Source organism: Amycolatopsis sp. NPDC004772, assembly GCF_053601215.1.
On the sequence record NZ_JBSGBK010000046.1, the window covers coordinates 16,541 to 34,581 of the forward strand.

Annotated in this window: 18 protein-coding genes and 1 tRNA gene; 14 read left to right on the forward strand and 5 right to left on the reverse strand. The window is 71.8% G+C overall.

Features of this window, described 5'->3' with window-relative positions; translation table 11 throughout:
* Positions 1-68: 68 nt before the first annotated feature.
* Both ACWEF6_RS25490 and ACWEF6_RS25495 read left to right on the forward strand, forming a co-directional pair.
* Complete coding sequence (locus ACWEF6_RS25490) at positions 69-1,403, forward strand: NAD(P)/FAD-dependent oxidoreductase (RefSeq protein WP_310973783.1); 1,335 nt, start codon at positions 69-71, stop codon at positions 1,401-1,403.
* Between the two features lie 104 nt (positions 1,404-1,507).
* A tRNA-Leu gene (locus ACWEF6_RS25495) sits at positions 1,508-1,584 on the forward strand.
* Positions 1,585-1,760: 176 nt separating this feature from the next.
* Here the strand turns inward: ACWEF6_RS25495 and ACWEF6_RS25500 are convergent.
* Positions 1,761-2,843 (reverse strand): L-dopachrome tautomerase-related protein, encoded by a 1,083-nt coding sequence (locus ACWEF6_RS25500; RefSeq protein WP_449685250.1) that lies wholly within the window; start codon positions 2,841-2,843, stop codon positions 1,761-1,763.
* A 126-nt stretch (positions 2,844-2,969) separates the two neighbouring features.
* Between ACWEF6_RS25500 and ACWEF6_RS25505 the strand changes: the two genes are divergently transcribed.
* On the forward strand, positions 2,970-4,184 hold the full coding sequence (locus tag ACWEF6_RS25505) for a zinc-dependent alcohol dehydrogenase (protein ID WP_449685251.1): 1,215 nt from the start codon (positions 2,970-2,972) through the stop codon (positions 4,182-4,184).
* Positions 4,185-4,229: 45 nt separating this feature from the next.
* Here ACWEF6_RS25505 and ACWEF6_RS25510 read toward each other — a convergent pair whose 3' ends face one another.
* Together ACWEF6_RS25510 and ACWEF6_RS25515 are read right to left on the reverse strand one after the other, a co-directional pair.
* Positions 4,230-5,690 (reverse strand): aldehyde dehydrogenase family protein, encoded by a 1,461-nt coding sequence (locus ACWEF6_RS25510; RefSeq protein WP_449685252.1) that lies wholly within the window; start codon positions 5,688-5,690, stop codon positions 4,230-4,232.
* Positions 5,691-5,705: 15 nt separating this feature from the next.
* Complete coding sequence (locus ACWEF6_RS25515; protein WP_449685253.1) at positions 5,706-6,143, reverse strand: PPOX class F420-dependent oxidoreductase; 438 nt, start codon at positions 6,141-6,143, stop codon at positions 5,706-5,708.
* Positions 6,144-6,258: 115 nt separating this feature from the next.
* On the opposite strand from ACWEF6_RS25515, the gene ACWEF6_RS25520 reads away from it, so the two are divergent.
* The 4 genes from ACWEF6_RS25520 to ACWEF6_RS25535 all read left to right on the forward strand — a co-directional run bounded on the left by ACWEF6_RS25520 (position 6,259) and on the right by ACWEF6_RS25535 (position 9,808).
* Positions 6,259-7,209 (forward strand): zinc-binding dehydrogenase, encoded by a 951-nt coding sequence (locus ACWEF6_RS25520; protein WP_449685254.1) that lies wholly within the window; start codon positions 6,259-6,261, stop codon positions 7,207-7,209.
* Between the two features lie 64 nt (positions 7,210-7,273).
* Positions 7,274-8,410, forward strand: a complete 1,137-nt coding sequence (locus ACWEF6_RS25525; protein ID WP_449685255.1) for a glutathione-independent formaldehyde dehydrogenase — start codon at positions 7,274-7,276, stop codon at positions 8,408-8,410.
* A gap of 160 nt (positions 8,411-8,570) precedes the next feature.
* The gene (locus tag ACWEF6_RS25530) at positions 8,571-9,302 is read left to right on the forward strand and encodes a hypothetical protein (RefSeq protein ID WP_449685256.1); all 732 of its coding nucleotides are present in this window, start codon (positions 8,571-8,573) and stop codon (positions 9,300-9,302) included.
* A 56-nt stretch (positions 9,303-9,358) separates the two neighbouring features.
* Positions 9,359-9,808, forward strand: a complete 450-nt coding sequence (locus tag ACWEF6_RS25535) for a hypothetical protein (protein ID WP_449685257.1) — start codon at positions 9,359-9,361, stop codon at positions 9,806-9,808.
* A gap of 62 nt (positions 9,809-9,870) precedes the next feature.
* On the opposite strand, the gene ACWEF6_RS25540 is transcribed toward ACWEF6_RS25535, so the two are convergent.
* Positions 9,871-11,310 carry a DUF1996 domain-containing protein gene (locus ACWEF6_RS25540; protein ID WP_449685258.1) on the reverse strand — a complete coding sequence of 480 codons (1,440 nt, stop codon included), beginning with the start codon at positions 11,308-11,310 and terminating at the stop codon, positions 9,871-9,873.
* Positions 11,311-11,555: 245 nt separating this feature from the next.
* A complete protein-coding gene (locus ACWEF6_RS25545; RefSeq protein ID WP_449685259.1) occupies positions 11,556-11,648 on the reverse strand; it encodes an aromatic-ring hydroxylase C-terminal domain-containing protein in 93 nt (30 codons plus the stop codon).
* Between the two features lie 10 nt (positions 11,649-11,658).
* On the opposite strand from ACWEF6_RS25545, the gene ACWEF6_RS25550 reads away from it, so the two are divergent.
* The 7 genes from ACWEF6_RS25550 to ACWEF6_RS25580 all read left to right on the forward strand — a co-directional run bounded on the left by ACWEF6_RS25550 (position 11,659) and on the right by ACWEF6_RS25580 (position 18,007).
* The gene (locus tag ACWEF6_RS25550) at positions 11,659-11,901 is read left to right on the forward strand and encodes a hypothetical protein (protein WP_449685284.1); all 243 of its coding nucleotides are present in this window, start codon (positions 11,659-11,661) and stop codon (positions 11,899-11,901) included.
* 68 nt (positions 11,902-11,969) lie between these two features.
* Complete coding sequence (locus ACWEF6_RS25555; protein WP_449685260.1) at positions 11,970-14,393, forward strand: tetratricopeptide repeat protein; 2,424 nt, start codon at positions 11,970-11,972, stop codon at positions 14,391-14,393.
* 126 nt (positions 14,394-14,519) lie between these two features.
* Positions 14,520-14,687, forward strand: coding sequence for a hypothetical protein (locus ACWEF6_RS25560; protein ID WP_449685261.1), 168 nt, complete (start codon positions 14,520-14,522; stop codon positions 14,685-14,687).
* Positions 14,688-14,758: 71 nt separating this feature from the next.
* Positions 14,759-15,259, forward strand: coding sequence for a MauE/DoxX family redox-associated membrane protein (locus tag ACWEF6_RS25565; protein ID WP_449685262.1), 501 nt, complete (start codon positions 14,759-14,761; stop codon positions 15,257-15,259).
* Complete coding sequence (locus ACWEF6_RS25570; RefSeq protein ID WP_449685263.1) at positions 15,259-15,765, forward strand: TlpA disulfide reductase family protein; 507 nt, start codon at positions 15,259-15,261, stop codon at positions 15,763-15,765. The genes ACWEF6_RS25565 and ACWEF6_RS25570 overlap by 1 nt, the downstream gene beginning before the upstream one ends.
* Entirely contained in the window at positions 15,762-17,576 is a 1,815-nt protein-coding gene (locus ACWEF6_RS25575) for an ABC transporter ATP-binding protein (RefSeq protein WP_449685264.1), read from the forward strand. The genes ACWEF6_RS25570 and ACWEF6_RS25575 overlap by 4 nt, the downstream gene beginning before the upstream one ends.
* Positions 17,573-18,007 (forward strand): S26 family signal peptidase, encoded by a 435-nt coding sequence (locus tag ACWEF6_RS25580; RefSeq protein WP_449685265.1) that lies wholly within the window; start codon positions 17,573-17,575, stop codon positions 18,005-18,007. Before ACWEF6_RS25575 ends, ACWEF6_RS25580 begins: the two co-directional genes overlap by 4 nt.
* The last annotated feature ends 34 nt before the right edge of the window (positions 18,008-18,041 follow it).

Here is an 18,041-nt window from a genome sequence, read left to right on the forward strand (position 1 = left end):
CAGCGACGCTGGTCACAGCCGGATGGGGCCCCCGAGCGGGGTCGCGGCGAAGGTGTCACCATGAGGACATGGCTGCTGCGAAGTCGAAGTCGGAACCGACTCGGATCCTCGTCCTCGGTGGTGGGTACGTCGGGCTCTACACGGCGTACGGCCTCCAGAAGATGCTCCGGGCCAACGAGGCCTCCGTGACCGTCGTTGACCCGCAGCCCCACATGACCTACGCGCCGTTCCTCCCGGAGGCCGCGGCCGGCGCGATCGAGCCCCGGCACGTGGTCGTGCCGCTGCGGCGGGTGCTGAAGCGCTGCCACGTGCTGACCGCGCGCGTCACCAAGATCGAGAACGAGAAGAAGTCCGTCACGGTCGAGGCGGCCGACGGCCACATCGAGCAGCTCGGCTACGACATCCTGGTCGTCGCGCTCGGTGCCGTCGCGCGCATCCTCCCGATCCCGGGCCTGGTCGAGGAGGGCATCGCCTTCAAGACCATCGGCGAGGCGATCTACCTCCGCAACCACATCATGACCAAACTCGACGAGGCGGCCAGCACGCTCGACCCCGAGCTGCGCAAGCGCCTCCTGACGTTCACGGTGGTCGGCGGCGGTTTCGCCGGCATCGAGGCCCTCGCCGAGCTCGAGGACATGACCCGGTTCGCGGTGGAGAACTACTACCCGAACATCAAGACCTCCGACATCCGCTGGGTGCTCGTCGAGGCGGCCGGCCGCATCCTGCCCGAGGTCCGCGAAACCCTGGGCGTGTACACGGTCGAGCAGCTGGAGAAGCGCGGCATCGAGGTCTACCTGTCGACGGCGGCGAAGTCGTTCGAGAACGGCCACGTGGTGCTCTCGGACGGAACCGAGTTCGACACGGACACGATCATCTGGACCGCGGGTGTGAAGGCCAACCCGGTCCTGGCCAACTCCGACCTGCCGCTGGACAAGCGAGGCCGCCTCGAAGCGACGGCGGCGATGCAGGTGGTCGGCCACCCCGACGTCTGGACGGCGGGCGACAACGCGGCGATCCCGGACCTGTCCCGAACGGAAGAGGACCCGACGGCGACCTGCCCGCCGAACGCCCAGCACGCGGTCCGCCAGGCCCGCTTGCTGGCGAAGAACATCATCAAGGTCCTGCGTGGCGGAAAGCCGAAGGACTACTTCCACAAGAACCTGGGCGCGGTGGCCAGCCTGGGCCTCCACAAGGGCGTGGCGGACGCGCTGAACCTGAAGATCAAGGGCTTCCCGGCCTGGCTCTTCCACCGCGCGTACCACCTCAAGGCCATGCCGACGTGGAACCGCCGCATCCGCATCCTGTTCGACTGGATCCTGGGCGGGCTGTTCCGCCGCGAGGTGATCTCGCTGGGCCAGATCAACAACCCGAAAGACGAGTTCGCGCGCGTGTCGAAGTCCTGAGGTCCGGTGCTGGCAGCCCCTGGTCGTCGTCGGCCGGGGGCTTTCGGCTTTTGAGGGTCGGGCGTGTTCGGGGTTCGGGGCGGGGCATCGCCTAGAGTGTGGGTGCCCCCGTAGCCCAATCGGCAGAGGCAGTCGACTTAAAATCGACTCAGTGCGGGTTCGAGTCCCGTCGGGGGCACCACACGGACCATCAGATGTTGAGGTACCAGCGCTGGTTGATGCGACCCGCATCGCAGGTGTGGAGTGTGTCAGCTGGTCGCCGCGGATGGTTCAGCGCTGGGCCGGGTCGTCGCCGTTGCAGTCCGCTCCGGTGATCCGGCCGTGGTCGGCGGTGGCGCACAGGTTGGTTCCGGTGTTTCAGCGGAGGTTCACCGGGCCGGCGTCGATCGGGGTGCGGAACAAGACGTACGGGTACTCGCGCTCGTCCTTGCCGCCGCGGTACTTGTCCTGCCGGTGCAGCTGGTTCGCCGTCACGTGCAAATAGCCGTCCGCCACCGACATTGTGTCCGGCCACAGCAACCGGGGGTCGTGGACCACGGTCTCCCAACGGCCGTCCGGGTGGCGGCGGTGGATGGCGTTGTGCTCTCCGTCGGTCACGTAAAGGCGGCCCTGGTCGTCGGTTTCCAGGCCGTCTCCGGCGCCGCCCTTGTCGCCTTCGTCGATGATCGTCGCCGCGACCGCCTCGTCGTCCACGTCTCGGTTGATCAGGGCGTCGGTCGAGACGCTCCACCAGCGGCGGGACGCCAGGCAGCAGTAGTACAGGCGGGCGCCGTCCGCGCCGATGGCGATGCCGTCCGCGCCCATCCGGATCGGGCTGGTCGTGCCGTCTTCCGAGCGCTCCACGAAGTCGCGGCCTTCGACGACCATGCGCAGGTCCGGCGGCTCTTCGGCCTTGGTGCTGGGGTGGTCGTGCAGGCGCCGCCAGGATTCGCCGGTGTTCAGGTCGACGACGATGATGCCGTTGGGGCCCTGGTCGGCGGAGTCGGTGATGAACGCGACCCCGCGGCCGAGGTCGAAGCGCACGTCGTTGAGATACGTCGTGGGCAGGGCGACGTCCTCGGGGAAGAGGATCGTCGCCGCGACTTCGTCGCGCTCGAGGTCTACGCGGACCAGCTTCGGGCCGCCGTGGGCGGTGGGCTGGAACAGCGGGCTTCCGGTGTCGAGGAGCCAGAGCCGATCGGCGGGATCGACGACGATGCTCTGCACCGAGACCAGGGCGGCCGGGTCGGTGTCGCTCGCCGCGTCGTTGAACTCCTGGCCGGGATACGGGGCGAGGTCGCCGTCGCGGAGTTCGGCGACGGTGAAACGGACGTCGTCGCCCCATTTCGGGAAGTTGACGAAGACGCGGCCGCCGCGGGACACGCTGACCCCGGTCGGCATCGGGCCGGTGAATTCGTGCACGACTTCGAGTTCGCCGAGCGGCTGGTCGGTCGCGGTCATCACGGCTCCGTTCGATGGGGGACCGTTGCCGCGTACCCGGCCGGCGCGGCATCAACCGCTTCGCCGCGAAGCGCGTACCGGCCACCGCGGCGGGTACGCGGATGGCTTCCGGCCGAAGGAGGAGCAGTGAAGGCAGTCGTCTGGCACGGCATCGGGGACATCCGCATCGACGAGGTGCCCGACCCCAAGATCCTCGAACCCAGCGACGCGATCATCCGCGTCACCCGCAGCGCCATCTGCGGCACCGATCTGCACCTGGTCCGCGGCACGATGCCCGGCATGCAGCCGGGGACGATCCTGGGGCACGAGGCCGTCGGGGTGGTGGAAGAGGTCGGTCCGGCCGTGCGCGGGTTCTCACCCGGTGACCGCGTGGTCGTCACGTCCACGATCGGGTGCGGCACCTGTTCGTACTGCCGGGCCGGGTACTTCGCCCAGTGCGACACGGCCAACCCGAACGGGCCGTCGGCGGGGACGTCGTTCTTCGGCGGCCCCGAAACGACCGGCCCGGTCGACGGGCTCCAGGCCGAGTACGCCCGGATCCCGTTCGCGATGACCACGCTGGTGCGCATCCCCGACCCGGTGAGCGACGACCAGGCGATCCTGGTCTCGGACATCTTCCCGACCGCCTGGTTCGGCGCCCGGCTGGCCGAGGTCGGCCACGGCGACAGCGTGCTGGTGCTGGGCGCCGGCGTGGTCGGGCAGTTCGCCATCGCCTCGGCCAAGCGGCAGGGCGCGGGGCGCGTGTTCGTCGTCGACGGGCTGCCGTCACGGCTGGACAAGGCCCGCGGGCAGAACGCCGAAACCGTCGACTTCAACCGCGAGGACCCGGTCGCGGTGGTGAAGGAGCTGACCGGTGGCATCGGGGTGGACCGGGTGATCGACGCGGTCGGCGTCGACGCGCAGCGGCCCTCGAGCGGCCCGGCCGCCGAGAAGCTCGCGGAGCAGGCGGAACAGTTCGATCAGGAGCGGGCGCTGGCCGCGCCGGACGCCTCGCCGTCGGGGGAGCAGTGGGTGCCCGGGGACGCGCCGAGCCTGGCCGCGCGGTGGGCGGTGGAGGCCGTCGCGAAGGCGGGCAGCATCGGCGTGATCGGCGTGTACCCGCCGGGGTTCGACCGGTTCCCGCTGGGCGACGCGATGAACCGCAACCTGACCGTCAAGCTGGGCAACTGCAACCACCGCCGGTACGTGCCGCGGCTGCTGGGCCTGGTCGCCTCCGGCGCGGTGGACCCGCTGGCGTTCATCACCCAGCACGAGGAACCGGCGAACGCGATCTCGGCGTACGAGACGTTCGACCGTCGCGAGGAAGGCTGGCTCAAGACCGTCCTGGACGTCTCCGCTTGACCGTTCCACGGGCGCCGGTCACGGTCCGCGCCGGCCGGCCGGTGCTCACAGCCGGGGCCGGCTTTGCTCGTCGCGGACCGTGACCCACTGCCAGCGGGTGAACTCGTCGAGGTTGACGAACGAGCCGAACCGGCTGCTGCCTCCGGATTCGCCGATCCCGCCGAAGGGAGCGATGGTTTCGTCGTTCACGGTCTGGTCGTTGACGTGCACCATGCCGGCGTGCAGCCGGTCGCCGACCGCGCGGGCGCGAACGGCGGATCCACTGTGGACTCCGGCGACGAGCCCGTACGGGGTGGCGTTGGCGAGGCGGACGGCTTCGTCGTCGTCGGTGAAGGTGGTGACGACCGCGACCGGGCCGAAGATCTCCTCGGTGAAGGCCGGCATCTCGGGGGCGACGCCGGCGAGCACGGTCGGCCGGAAGAACAAGCCGTCGTGGCGGCCGCCGGAGGTGACCTTCGCGCCCGCGTCGACCGATCGCGCCACGACCGATTCGATGTGGTCGGCCTGGCTGGAGTTGATGACCGGCCCCAGGTCGACGTCCTCGCGGGGATCGCCGACCCGCAGGCCGTCGGCGATCCGCGTGAGTTCTTCGACGTAGGCGCCGGCGATCTTCTCGGCGACCAGGTGGCGGCCCACGGCCATGCAGACCTGGCCCTGGTGGACGAAGCTGCCGAACGCGCCCGCGGCCGCGGCGGCCGGGACGTCGGCGTCGTCGAGGACGACGAACGCGTTGTTGCCGCCGAGTTCGGAGACGAACTTCTTGAACCCGGCGGCCGCCGCCTTCGCCAGTTCGCGGCCGACCGGGGTCGAGCCGGTGAAGGAGATCATGTCGATGTGCGGGTCTTCGGCGACGGCGTTGCCGAGTTCGCTGCCCTTGCCGGGCAGCATGTGCAGCACCCCCGCGGGCAGGCCGGCTTCTTCGAAGAGGCGGGCGATGACGACGCCGCAGCAGATCGCGGTGTCGCTGGCGGGTTTGAGCACGACCGCGTTGCCGGTCGCCAGGGCCGGGGCGACCGACCGCATGGCCAGGATGAGGGGGAAGTTCCACGGCGCGATCACCGCGACCACGCCGAAGGGGACGCGCCGGGCCATGCTGGTGCGGCCGGGTTGGGTGGTGGGCAGCAGGGTGCCCCACGGTGCGCTGGCCAGCGACGCGGCTTCGTGCAGCTCGTCGAGGGTGAGGTTCAGCTCGAGTTCGACGGCGGTGGCGGTTTTCCCGGCTTCGCGGGTGAGCCAGCCGGCGATCTCGTCGCGGTGCTGTTCGAACAGGGCCGCGGCGCGGCGCAGGACGGCGGCGCGTTCCCGGTAGCCGGCGTGCGCCCAGTCCCGCGCGCTTTCGGCCGCGGTGGCGGCGGAGCGGGCGACGTCGTCGGCGGTGGCCGTGCCGACCTGGCCGAGCTCGTCGCCGGTGGCGGGCTCGGTCGAGGCCGTGGTTGCGCCGGTGGAGGTCCATTCGCCGGTGAACACCCGGCCGGACCAGCGGTCCCGTTCGTCGAGCAGTCCCACGTTCCGTCCTCCTGGTCAGTCGGCGATGCCCTTGGCCTGGTCGATGTAGGTCTGCCGCTCGGGGGTCACGCGCAGGATGACGCGCTCGGACTTGATGTTGTCCGGTGGGTAGTCCTCGCCGGTGTACTTGCGGGACAGCCGGTCGACCTGGCGGCGGGCGCGTTCGCCGTTCTCGACGCCGGTCACCTGGCCGCGGACCTCGGCGTAGCGGTAGGGGTTCGCCTCGTCCCGGATCAGCACGGTGATCCGCGGGTCGCGGGCGACGTTGTGGGCCTTCACGCGGTGGGTTTCGGTGTTGAGCACGATCTCGCCGTCCTCGACGTCGACCCAGATCATCTGGGTCTGCAGCCGCCCGCTCGGCAGCACGGTGGTGACCGCGGCAAAGTTCTTGCCGGTGGCCAGCTCTTCGGTTTCGGGCAGCAGGTCCGGGCCGTCGGCGGTGCGTGCGGGCACGTCGTGCTCCTTCCGGTCAGGGCGGCGCACACCACGCCGCGCTGGGCGGCTACCCGCGCGAGTGGGTGGCAAACGGAAGTCGTTTGCCCGGTCCTTCGCCGGGTACGCGAACGGGATGTCTGTACAAGCCGTGGTGATGGCGGAATTCGGTGGTCCGGAAGTCCTGACGCTGGAAGAGGTCGACCGGCCCGAGCCGGGGCCGGGGGAGATCCTGGTCCGGGTGTTCGCGTCGGGGACGAACCCGGTGGAGGCGAAGATCCGGCAGGGGGTGGCGATCCCGGACCTCGAACTGCCGGCCGTCCTGGGCGGTGACGTCTCGGGTGTGGTGGAGGCGCTCGGCGCCGGCGTGACGGAGTTCGCCGAGGGCGACGAGGTTTACTACACGCCGGAAATGACGTCCCGGTCGGGCGGCTACACCGAGCTGAACGTCGTGGCCGCGGCCATCGCGGCACCCAAGCCCCGCGGGCTCAGCCACGTCGAAGCGGCGGCGATCCCGCTGGCCGGGGGCACGGCGTGGGAGGCGATCGTGCGCCGGCTCGCCGTCCGTCCCGGTGAGACGGTGCTGGTGCACGCCGGTGCGGGCGGGGTCGGCACGTTCGCCGTCCAGTTCGCCGCCGCGGCGGGCGCCCGGGTGCTGGCCACGGCCGGCCCCGACAACCAGGATCTCCTGCGTGACCTGGGCGCGGTCCCGATCGACTACCACGCCGCCGACCCGGTCGAGGTGGCGCTGGAGCACACCGGCGGTACCGGTGTCGACGCCGTGCTGGATCTCGTCGGCGGGGAGAACCTGGTCAAGAGCTGCGCGGCGACCCGGGCGTTCGGCCGGATCGCGACGGTCCTGGCCCCCGAGGGCGAGCTGAGCCCGCTGTACCAGCGCAACCAGCAGCTGCACGGGATCATGCTCACCCGCGAACGCCGTCGCCTGGAGGAGCTGACCCCGGTGTTCGAACGGCGCCAGGCCCGGCCGGTCGTCGACGAGGTCCTGCCGCTCGACCAGGTGCGCAAAGCGCACGAGCGGCTCGATTCCGGGCACGGCCGCGGGAAGACGATCCTCGACCTCACCTGATCGGGGTTACCGCGGGACACGCCGGGTAGCCGCGCCGGACATGCGGTGATCGATGGGAGCCGAGATGAAGGCAGTGGTGTACCGGGGTCCGCGCCAGGTGGAAGTGCGCGAGGTGCCCGATCCGGGAATCGAGCAGCCGACGGATGCGATCGTGAAGATCACGACGACGAACATCTGCGGCTCCGACCTGCACATGTACGAAGGCCGGACCGCGGTCGAGGAGGGCAAGGTCCTCGGCCACGAGAACATGGGCATCGTCGTCGAGATCGGCGCGGGCGTCACCCGGGTGAAGGTGGGCGACCGGGTGTCCGTGCCGTTCAACATCGCCTGCGGCACCTGCCGGAACTGCCTGGAGGGCTGGACGTCGTTCTGCCTGCGGGTCAACCCGGCCGAAGGCATGGACGGCGCCGCGTACGGCTACGCGAACATGGGCCCCTACGACGGCGGCCAGGCCGAGTACCTGCGCGTGCCCTACGCCGACTTCAACCTGCTCGACCTGCCCGCAGGCACCGAGTACGAGAACGACTTCACGATGCTGTCGGACATCTTCCCGACCGGCTGGCACGGCACCGAGCTGGCCGGGATGCGCCCGGGGGACCGGGTGGTCGTGTTCGGGGCCGGGCCGGTGGGCCTGCTGGCCGCGCACAGCGCGGTGCTCCGCGGTGCGGCCGAGGTCTACGTCGTCGACAAGGAACGCGACCGGCTGGCCATGGCCGAGAAGATCGGCGTGCTGCCGGTGGACTTCAGCGAAGCGGACCCGGTCGAGCAGATCATGGCGGCCACCGGCGGCCAGGGCGCGGACTGCGGGGTCGAGGCCGTCGGCTACCAGGCGCACGACCACTCCGGCCAGGAACACCCGGAGCTGGTGCTGGACAACCTGGTCAAGTCGGTGCGCTCGACCGGCGGCATCGGTGTCGTCGGCGTCTACGTCCCGCAGGACCCGGGCGCGGCGACCGAGGGAGCGAAGGAAGGCCGGATCGGGTTCGACTACGGCACGCTGTTCACGAAGGGCCAGCGCATGGGCACCGGGCAGTGCCCGGTCAAGCGGTACAACCGGCGGCTGCGCGACCTGATCATCACCGGCCGGGCCAACCCCTCGTTCCTCGTGTCGCACGAACTGCCGCTGGAGCAGGCGGCCGAGGGCTACGAGCGGTTCGACCACCGCGAAGACGGCTGGACCAAGGTCCTGTTGCGGCCGTGATCCCCCGATCGGGCTGACGAAAATCCCCGGTATTCAGCTTTTATATCGCTGTACCGGGTGAATTGCCACAATTGTGCGTGCCCGGAAAACGGGGGTGCGTCACGGCGGTGAATGCGGTGTCGTTATGGTGAAGCTGCCGAATCGGCGGGATTGATCGTCGGTGGTGGAACAGACGGGACTGCGAATCGTGACCAGGCGGGAAAACGACACGGCGAAGGCCGGTCGGTTCCTGGTGCGCGCCCTCGTCGTCGTCGGGGGCGCGGCCGCCGCCTGTGCGCTTGCGTGGCTCACGGCCACCGCGTCGGCCAGCACCGTCACCCAGGTCACCGACGGCCCGCTCGGGATGGCTGCCCCGGTGCTGCCCGTGGTGCCCGAATTGCCGGGCGTGGACCCGGCTCGGCTGGCCGACCTGGTGAAAAGCCAGGTCCCCAAGGCCATCCCCGCGGCCGTCGCCGCCGTCGGGAGAATTGCCGCGGCGGGGCCGACCGAGCTCGACAGGCCGGTCGAAGGTCCTCGCGACCACGCGGAAAAAGCGAGTCCCAGCGCGGCGAGGCCGGTCGAAGCCGCGCCCGCGATGGTGGACAGCGTCCCGCGCGAGCGACCGGCCGGCCCCGCGCCGGCGATGGTCCCGGTTCGTGTCGTCACGACCACGGGACCGTTGCCGGCCGACCTCCAGGCCGAGCACGGCGGGAATACTCCCGGCGGACGATCGTGGCCGCCGCCCTGCTCGATTTCGGCCAATGCCGGTCCCGCATCCGGGCAGGATCGCGGTTACGGCGATGTCGTGCTGCCGGATTCCGCACCCCGCGCGCAGTCGGTGCGCTGCCGGAATGGTGCGCCGCACCGTGGTGTGGTGTCCGCGGAAATCCGGCCCGGCGTCACGCCTGATTGATCCGCCTCGTTTTTCCGCGGACCAATCACCCAGTCTTGCTCGAAGGAGTATTTGTCATGCGCATTCACACCAAGCGAATCCTGCAGGTCGCCCTGGTCAGCGGCGGCCTCCTGCTGGTCGGCGCCGGGAGCGCCGCCGCGGCCGGCGTGGAGCTGCCGCAGCCGGCCCAGGCCGTCGACGCGGTGCTGCCCGTCGCCCAGGCGCTGCCCGCGCCGACCGTGCGGTACTCGGTGCCGGCGTCCCTGCTGCAGGACGTCCCGAGTGCCGAGGTCGACGGCGACCTGCCGGAACCGGACCTCAACGCGCCGCTCGGCAGCGAGCTGACGGCGACCGGCCTGCCGACGCTGCCGCGGACGGCGAAGTCGGGCCGGGCCATCGGCGACGGGCTGCCGCTGCTGGGCGGGCTCCTGCCGAACGTCCAGGGACTTCTCCCCGCGATGCCGAACCTGAACCAGCAGGGCGCGGGCTCTCTCCTCGGGCCGGCGACCTCCCTCCTGCACCAGTAAGCCCCCGCGCTCAGGGCCGGAAAGCAGACGCTTTCCGGCCCTGAGCCGTACCTACCGGACGTTCACTGCGAACAGCGCTGGCCGCTGTTGATGCAGCGGACCACCTGGTTCATCAGGCGCTGGCCCATGACGTTGGCGAAGTCGTCGTGGTCCGAGCGGGGGTTGTGGTTCTCCTGCTCGAAGGCGTCCACTTTGTACTGTCCGTTGACCTGAACCTCCCGGGGGATGTTGTAGGTCAGCGTGATCCGCAGCTGCGGGACGTTCTTGAAGCCCTGCGGGCACCGGCCCTGCTGATCGGCGAACACGATGTGCGAGCGGTGGTTGGCGCTGTCGATGTTCTTGCCGTCCCAGCAGTTCGGGAAGGCGTGGATGCGCTTGACCTTGCTGCCCTCGGGACAGATCGGGTACTTGTCGGTGAGCCGGTCCTCGAACCCGCTGCACGTCCAGCTCGGCCGGACGTTGGCCGGCCCGTTCGTGCTCTGCTTGGCGTCGCCGTAGAGGATCCGGAGGAACTGCGGCATCGCCACGACCCGGCGGGCGCCACCGCTGGTGAAGGTCAGATCGGCCCGCTCGACGCGCTGGATCTCGCCTTCGTTGTCACCGATCTCGTTGTTCTCGTCGACCCCCGGCAGTTCGGCGGGCTTGCCGGTGCTGTTGCCGCCGCCGTTGTCGAGCCCGCCCTGGCCGTTCTTCTTCAGGGCGCAGGCCGCCAGACCGCCCAGGTCCTCCGGCTTCGCCCCGGTCCGGCCGATGGCGATGGCCATGCGGTCGAGAGTCGCCTTGCGCTTGTCGCCGAGCGGGTTCAGCACGGCGTTGCGGATGTCCTGCTCCGACTTGAGGTCGCCGCCCGCGATCCGCGCGTTCGCCTCCTCGACCTGGTTGTCGAGCAAGTCGAGGTTGCGCTCGACCTCGGCGGCGGCCTGGTCGGGGACGTCGGCGAGCTTGCTGGCGACGTCCGGGCAGTCGACCTGCGTCCCGGCCTTCTCCTGCTTGGCCCGCTCGCGATCGCCGGAGACCTCCTTGGCGGGCGGGTTCTCTTCGTCTTCCTCGGTGTCGATGCGGACGACCGGCCAGAAGTACGTCGACTTGTCGCCGTTCTTGCAGGTGGTGCCGGCCTTCGCGAGGCTCTCGTTGGTGGAGTCGGCGTTGGTGGAGAGGTTGCCGACGTAGTCGTGCAGGTGCTCGGCGCCGTTGCGGACACCGGGCTGGGCGATGAAGTTGTCCGGGTTGAAGTGCTGGTTTTCGTTGCGGCCGCAGTCCACGGTGAAGGTTCCGCGGGCGCCTTGGCGTTGCAGGGCCTGGTTGACGTTCGTGCCCTTGGGCACCTTCGTGATGTCGACGAAGAACGACTTGTCCACTTCGGACGCTCCGGCGGTACCGGTGCCGCCGGTGGTGGTGGCGACGACCAGGGCACCGGCGGCGAGCGCCAGGCCCAGGCCGAGGGTGGCGAGCTTGGTGCGCCGGGTGATGCGGTGCCGGCCCGTGGCGGGTTTTCGGGGCATGGAGTTGTTCACCTCGTTCGGTTTCCCGGGCGCGGCAAGGTGACGCGCGGCCCGGGCAGCGACCAGCGACACGTCCGGTCCGGACGTGCGGGACCCGGGGAGCGACCGAAGTTCCGGACCTCCGGCCGCCGGTCCTGACGTAGGCAGAAACGGGCATTTCGGACGAGCGGTTCAAACCGGCAGAGTGCCGTTGCCGTTTCGTTACCATCGGCTCGGCCGGGGAACCGCGCAGCCAGGTCCCGGGTTCAGAACCAGCGGCGCACGGCTTCCTCGAACGAGCCCACGTCCGGCTCCCGGTCCTCGGCCCACGCGACGATCCCGTCCGGCCGGACCAACACCGCCACCACCATCGCGCCCTTCGGCGGTTCGGAGGCCTACTCCGCGGAGGGCGAGGCCGCGCGGCAGGTGGTGAACGAGTGGATCCGCACCGGCGGGGCGTTCGACGCGGTGCTGGACTTCGACGCCGTCTGGCGCGATCCGGACCAGCCGAGCCGGATCCGGGCGGAGTTCCACTCCGGCGACTTCCTGCACGGCAGCGACGCCGGCTACCGGGCCTTGGCCGAGTCTGTCGATTTGTCGCTTTTCGGCTGACGCCGAACCGGGCGCCTTCTGGGGCGAAATCGGGACGCCGATCGCGGAAACGCGGCCACCATGGCGGAATGGCGTTCACCGAACCACCCGATCCGGGGCTTGCGCGCACGCTGGCCGAGCTGATCGGGCAGCTGCGGTTGCTCAAGGCGTGGGCGGGCGGCCCGTCGTACGCGCAGATCGCCGAGCGGGTCAACCGGCTCTGGACGGCCGCCGGGCGCCCGCCCGGGGAGCGGACCGCCCGCACGACCGTCGCCGACTGCTTCAAGACCGGCCGGGCGCGGCCCAACACCGACCTGCTGCTGGCCGTGGTCGAGGTGCTGCACCCGGACCCGGGGTACGTCGGCGAGTGGCAGGACGTGCTGCGGGTGGTCCGCGGCCGCGCGGAGGCGGCGACCTTCGTGCAGGCCCAGCTCGGCCTGCCGGAGGCCGTCCCGCACTTCACCGGGCGCCGGGCGGAGCTCGCGCGGCTCGGCGAGGTGCTCGGCGCGGGTGGGCCGGGGGTGATCGCGGGCATGGCCGGGGTCGGCAAGACCGGGCTGGCCGTCCACTTCGGACACGAGCTGGTGCGGACGGGCCGGTGCGACAACGCGCTCTTCGTGAACCTGCGCGGGTTCCACCCCGACTCCGGCCAGCCGCCGGTGGACCCGGGCGCGGTGCTCGACTCGTTCCTGCGCCTGCTCGGCGTCCCCGGCCACGCCGTCCCCGCCGACCTCGCCGGCAAGACGCGGGTCTACCAGGAGCGTTCGGCCGGGCGGCGGCTGCTGGTCGTCCTCGACAACGCCGGCAGCGAGGACCAGGTCCGGCCGCTGCTGCCCGGCGAGCGGGGCGGCCCGGTGCTCGTCACCAGCCGCCTGGCGCTCACCGGACTGGCGGGGGCCACGCCCGTGCCGCTGGACGTGCTGAGCCCCGACGACGCGTTCGCGTACCTGAGACGCACGGTCGGTGCGGCGCGGGTCGACCAGGCGCCCGGCGTGGCCCGGCGGATCACCGCCGAACTCGGGCGGCTGCCGCTCGCGCTGAGCCTCGCCGCGCTCTGGATCACCGCGCCGGCCCACCGGTCGTGGCTGCTGGCCGACCACCTGGAGCGGCTGGAGCAGCGGCGTGCGCACCTGCGGCTCGACAACGCCGTGGACGCGTCCATCAGCCTGTCCTACGACCAGCTCGCCGAGCCGGAACGGCGGGTCCTGCGGCTGCTCGCCCTGCACCCGGGCGCCGACCTGGACGCCTACGGCGTCGCCGCCCTGGCCGGGACCGGCCTGGCGGAGGCGACCCGGACCGCGGACCGGCTCGTCGCGGCCAGCCTGGTGCGGCGCGGGGAGGCGGGCCGGTTCGAGCTGCACGACCTCATCCGCGCGTTCGGGATGGCGCGGGCGCAGGACGAGGACGCGCCCGCCGCCCGGAAGGCCGCGGTGACCCGGCTGCTCGACTACTACACCTACGCCGCGGCGACCGCGATGGACCAGTACGCGCCGCGGATGCGGGACTACCGGTTCCGCGTTCCCGACCCCGGCCTGCCGATCCCGCCGCTGGCCGACCGCGAGCCGGCGACCGCGTGGCTGGACGCCGAACGGGCCAACCTGGTCGGCGCCGGCGTGCACGGGGTGCCGTCCGGCCATGCGGGCCTGCTGTCGCGGCTGCTGTTCCGGTACCTGCAGACCGGCGGCCACCTGAGCGAGGCGCTGGTCCTGCACACGAGCGCGGCGGAGTCGGCGGACCCGATCGCCCGCGGGCACGCGCTGCTGAGCCTGGCGGCCACCCACGGCCAGGTCGGGCGCTACGACGTCGCGACCCGGCACGCCGAGGAGGCACTGGCCTGCTTCCGCGGCGCCGGAGACCGTTCCGGCGAGTGCCGGGCGCTCGGCACACTGGGCGCGATCGCCTCCTGGAACGCCGATTTCGTGCGCTCGGCGGGCTTTCAGCGGGAGACGTTGTCGCTGGCGCGCGAGCTGAGCGACCGGGCGGGCGAGCGGACCGCGCTGACCAACCTCGGCTTCGTCTACGGGCGGCTGGGCTGGTACGCGGAGGCGCTGGAGAGCCACCTGAAGGCACTGGCCATGGACCAGCAGTCCGGCGACCTGTGCGACACCGGCCGCACCCTGCTCAACATCGGCGACACGCACCTGCGGTCGGGCAGCCACGCCGAGGCCTGCACGTACTTCCGCCGCGCGACGGCGATCGCCGAGCAGGCGGGCGACCGCGACCTGCACGTGGAGGCGCTGCTGTGCCTGGCGGAGGCGTCCCAGGAACTCGGCCGCACGGACGACGCCCGCACGACCCACGAGTGCGCGTTGGCGATGGCGGCGGAATTGGGCAGTTTGCACGCGGCAGCGCGGGCGCACACGGGCTTGGCCAGGGCGTTGACCGCGGTTGGTGATCCGGAGGGCGCGCGGCGCCATTGGCTGGCGGCGCGGGAGCGGCACCGGGAGCTGGGGTTGCCGGAGTCGCCGGAGATCGCGGCGGCGCTGGGTCGCCCGGTGGCGGCGGGCGGCTGACCGGCGCCGTCCGGGTTCGTCCGAGATTGCTGCCCGGGCCCCGCGCCGCCCGCAATGCTCGCAGCCGGCGCGGGGGGTGCGAACCACTTCCCACGCCTCGGACACCCACCGTCGAAGGGAGACACCATGGGGCGCCTGATCGACCGCGTGCTCAACCGGCTCGTGCCCACCGCCGAGGCTTCGGCCTGCAGCGGCGCCTACTTCTGCAACGCCCAGGGCCACCCCGGCTACTGGTACCGGTTCTGCTGCCCGCAGACCGGCTGCGAGTGGTCCAAGGTCCGCAGCAGCTGCTGAGCCGCACCGGCGACGTGCCGGGTGGTGTCCGCCCCCTTCCCCGCGGACACCACCCGGTGTGGGGGAGTGACATGGAGTACCTGCGGGCCGCCGGCACGGCGCTGATCGCCGTGGTGTTCGCCGCTTCGTCGTTCTCGAAGCTGCGGGACTTCCGCGGGTTCGCGCGCTCGGTGCCCGCGCTGGTGCCGATGCCCGCGCGGTGGGTGACGCCGGTGTCGGTGGCCGTCGTGGGCACCGAACTCGCCTCCGCCGTCCTCGTGCTGGTCACCCCGATCGCCGGTTTCGCCCTCGCGACGGCGTTGCTGCTGGCTTTCACCGCCGCCATAGCCGCTTCACTGCGACGCGGGCGGCGTGCTCCCTGCCGCTGCTTCGGCGCGACCGAATCCCCGATCGGTCCGCGTCACCTGGTCCGCAACACCCTGCTGATCTGCTCCGCCGTCCTCGGCGCGCTCGCGCCGGAGCACCTGCCGTCCGTCGCCGGGGCCGCGGTGGCCTTCGCGGCCGGCGTCGTGGTGGCCGTGCTCGTCATCGCCATGGACGACATCGCTGTCCTGTTCGCAAGGAGTTCCTGATGCCCATCGTCGTCGCCGCGCTGGTGCTGCTCGGCCTGTGCTGCCTGCTCAACCTGCTCCTGACCGTCGGCATCCTGCGCCGGATGAGGACGCAGACCGGGCAGCCGAATTCCGGTTCGCTCTTCGCGCTGCAGCCCGGTGCGGCCGTCGGCGAGTTCGCCGTCACCACGACCGACGGCGAGCCGCTCACGGCTGCCGAGCTGAATGGCACCGTGGCGTTCTTCTCCGCCGACTGCGTCGCCTGCCACGAAACCCTTCCCGGCTTCCTCGCCTACGCCCGCGCGCAAGGCCGTGACAACGTCGTCGCCGTCTTCGCCGGCGACGAGCCGGAAACCGTGCGCGCGCTCGCCGAGGTCGCCCACGTGGTGACGGCGGCGTTCGACGGCGGCCCGGTCGCCGCCGCGTTCCGCAACACCTGGACGCCCGCGCTGTACGTCGTCGACGGCGGGCGGGTGACCGCGACCGCCGGACGGGTGCACGAGCTGCCCGTGCCCGCCGGCCGGTGACCGTGGCGGAACCGGACCGGCGGATCGGCGCGGGCCAGGTGCGGGCGGCGGCCGCGGCCGCCGCCGCGCTGCTGTGGCGGTCCGGCCCGGCACGGCTGCTGGGCCTGCTGGTGCTGACGGTGGCCGCGGCCGCCGCCCCGATCGCCACCGCCTGGCTGACCAAGCTCGTCCTCGACCGGCTCGTCGAGCGCACGGGCTCGGTCGGCGGCCTCGCCGGGGCGCTGGTGCTCACCGGGCTCGCCGTCGCCGCGCTGCCCGTGCTCACCCACTACGTCCGCGCGCAGATCGGCCGGGCGGCGAGCACGGTCGCCACCGACCGGCTGTTCGCCGCCCTCGGCCGCCAGGTCGGGTTGCGCACCTTCGAGGACCCCGCCTACCAGGACCGGTTGCGGCTGGCCCAGGAGAGCTGCGGGCGGATGCCGGAGATCGTCGACGGCGTCGGCGGCACGCTCAGCGGAACGCTGTCCCTGGCCGGCTTCCTCGGCTCGCTGCTCCTGCTGAGCCCGGCGATGACCGGCGTCGTGCTGGCCGCCGCGCTTCCTGCGCTGCTCGCCGAACTGCTGCTGTCCCGCCGCCGCGCCGCGGTCGAGTGGCGGATCGAGCGGTTCGCCCGGCGCGAGTTCTTCTACACCCAGCTGCTCACCGGCATCCCCGCCGCGACCGAGATCCGCCTGTTCGGCATCGGGGCGTTCCTGCGCGCCCGGCTGATGGACGAACGCCGCAGCGCCAACGAAGCCCAGCGCCGGATGGACGTCCGGGAGCTGTGGACGATGGGCGGGCTGACGGCGCTGAGCGCGGCCGTCGCCGGGGCTGGTCTCTGGTGGGCGATCACGTCGGCGCGCGCCGGGTCGCTCAGCGCCGGCGACGTCTCGATGTTCGTCGCCGCCGTCGCCGGGGTGCAGGCCGCGCTGGGGACGCTGGCGTCGTCGATCGCCAACGGCCAGGCCCGGCTGCTGTCGTTCGCGCACCACGTCGCCGTGGTCCGCGCGGAACCCGACCTGCCGAGCGGGTCCCGCGACACGGTTCCCCCGCTGCGGCACGGGATCGAGCTGCGCGACGTCTGGTTCCGCTACAGCGACGAGCACCCGTGGGTGCTGCGCGGGGTCGACCTCACGATCCCGCACGGCACCGCGGTCGCTCTCGTCGGTCTCAACGGCGCGGGCAAGAGCACGCTCGTGAAGCTGTTGTGCCGCATGTACGACCCGACGCGCGGGCGGATCCTCTGGGACGGCGTCGACCTGTGCGACGTGCCGCACGCCCTGCTGCGCAACCGGATCAGCGCGGTGTTCCAGGACCACATGAACTACGACATGACGGCGGCCGAGAACATCGGGCTCGGCGAACTGTCCGCACTGGACGATCGAGCCCGGCTGGTGGCCGCGGCGACCCGCGCGGGCGCGCACGACCGGATCGCCGCCCTGCCGGAGGGCTACGACACGCCGCTCACCCGCATCTTCGAGATCGGCACCTCGGCCGGCGTGGTGCTGTCCGGCGGGCAGTGGCAGCGGCTGGCGCTGGCTCGGTCGCTCGTCCGGGAGGGCCGCGACCTGATGATCCTCGACGAGCCGAGCTCCGGCCTCGACCCGGAGGCCGAACACGAGGTGCACGCCCGCATCCGCGAGCACCGGCAGGGCCGCACGAGCCTGCTCATCTCGCACCGGCTGAGCACGGTCCGCGACGCCGACAGCATCGCCGTCCTCGAGGACGGCCGCGTGACGGAACTGGGAACGCACGACAGCCTGCTCGCTGCCGACGGGGATTACGCCCGCCTGTTCCGCCTGCAGGCCGACGGGTACCAGGCGGCGTCGTGAAAGTTTTCCTAGCGCTGTTGGCTTTCGGCGTCTTCGCCGTCCGCCGCCGGCTGATCATGACCACTGTGGACGGTCCGAGCATGGAACCGGCGTTGTCGTCCGGCGACCGGGTCCTGGTGCGCCGGACCCGCCGCGCCCGCCGCGGCCAGGTGGCCCTGCTGCGCTTCCCCCAGTTGCCGAGCGGCGCACCGGTGGGCGACCAGCTGCTGCTCAAGCGCGTGGTGGCGGTGGCGGGCGACCGCATCCCGGCGAACTGGGCCGACCCGGACATCCACGGCCTCGGCGGCGAGCTGGTCCCGCCCGGCTGCACGGTGGTCCTGGGCGACAACCGGCCGACCAGCTGGGATTCGCGCCACTACGGGTTCGTGCCGCGGGAGCGGATCGTGGGTGTCGTGGTGCGCCACCTGCCCCGCGCGAACGACGGCTCGTGAGTGGTAAGGCGGGTTAGAACCCGCCTTACCACTC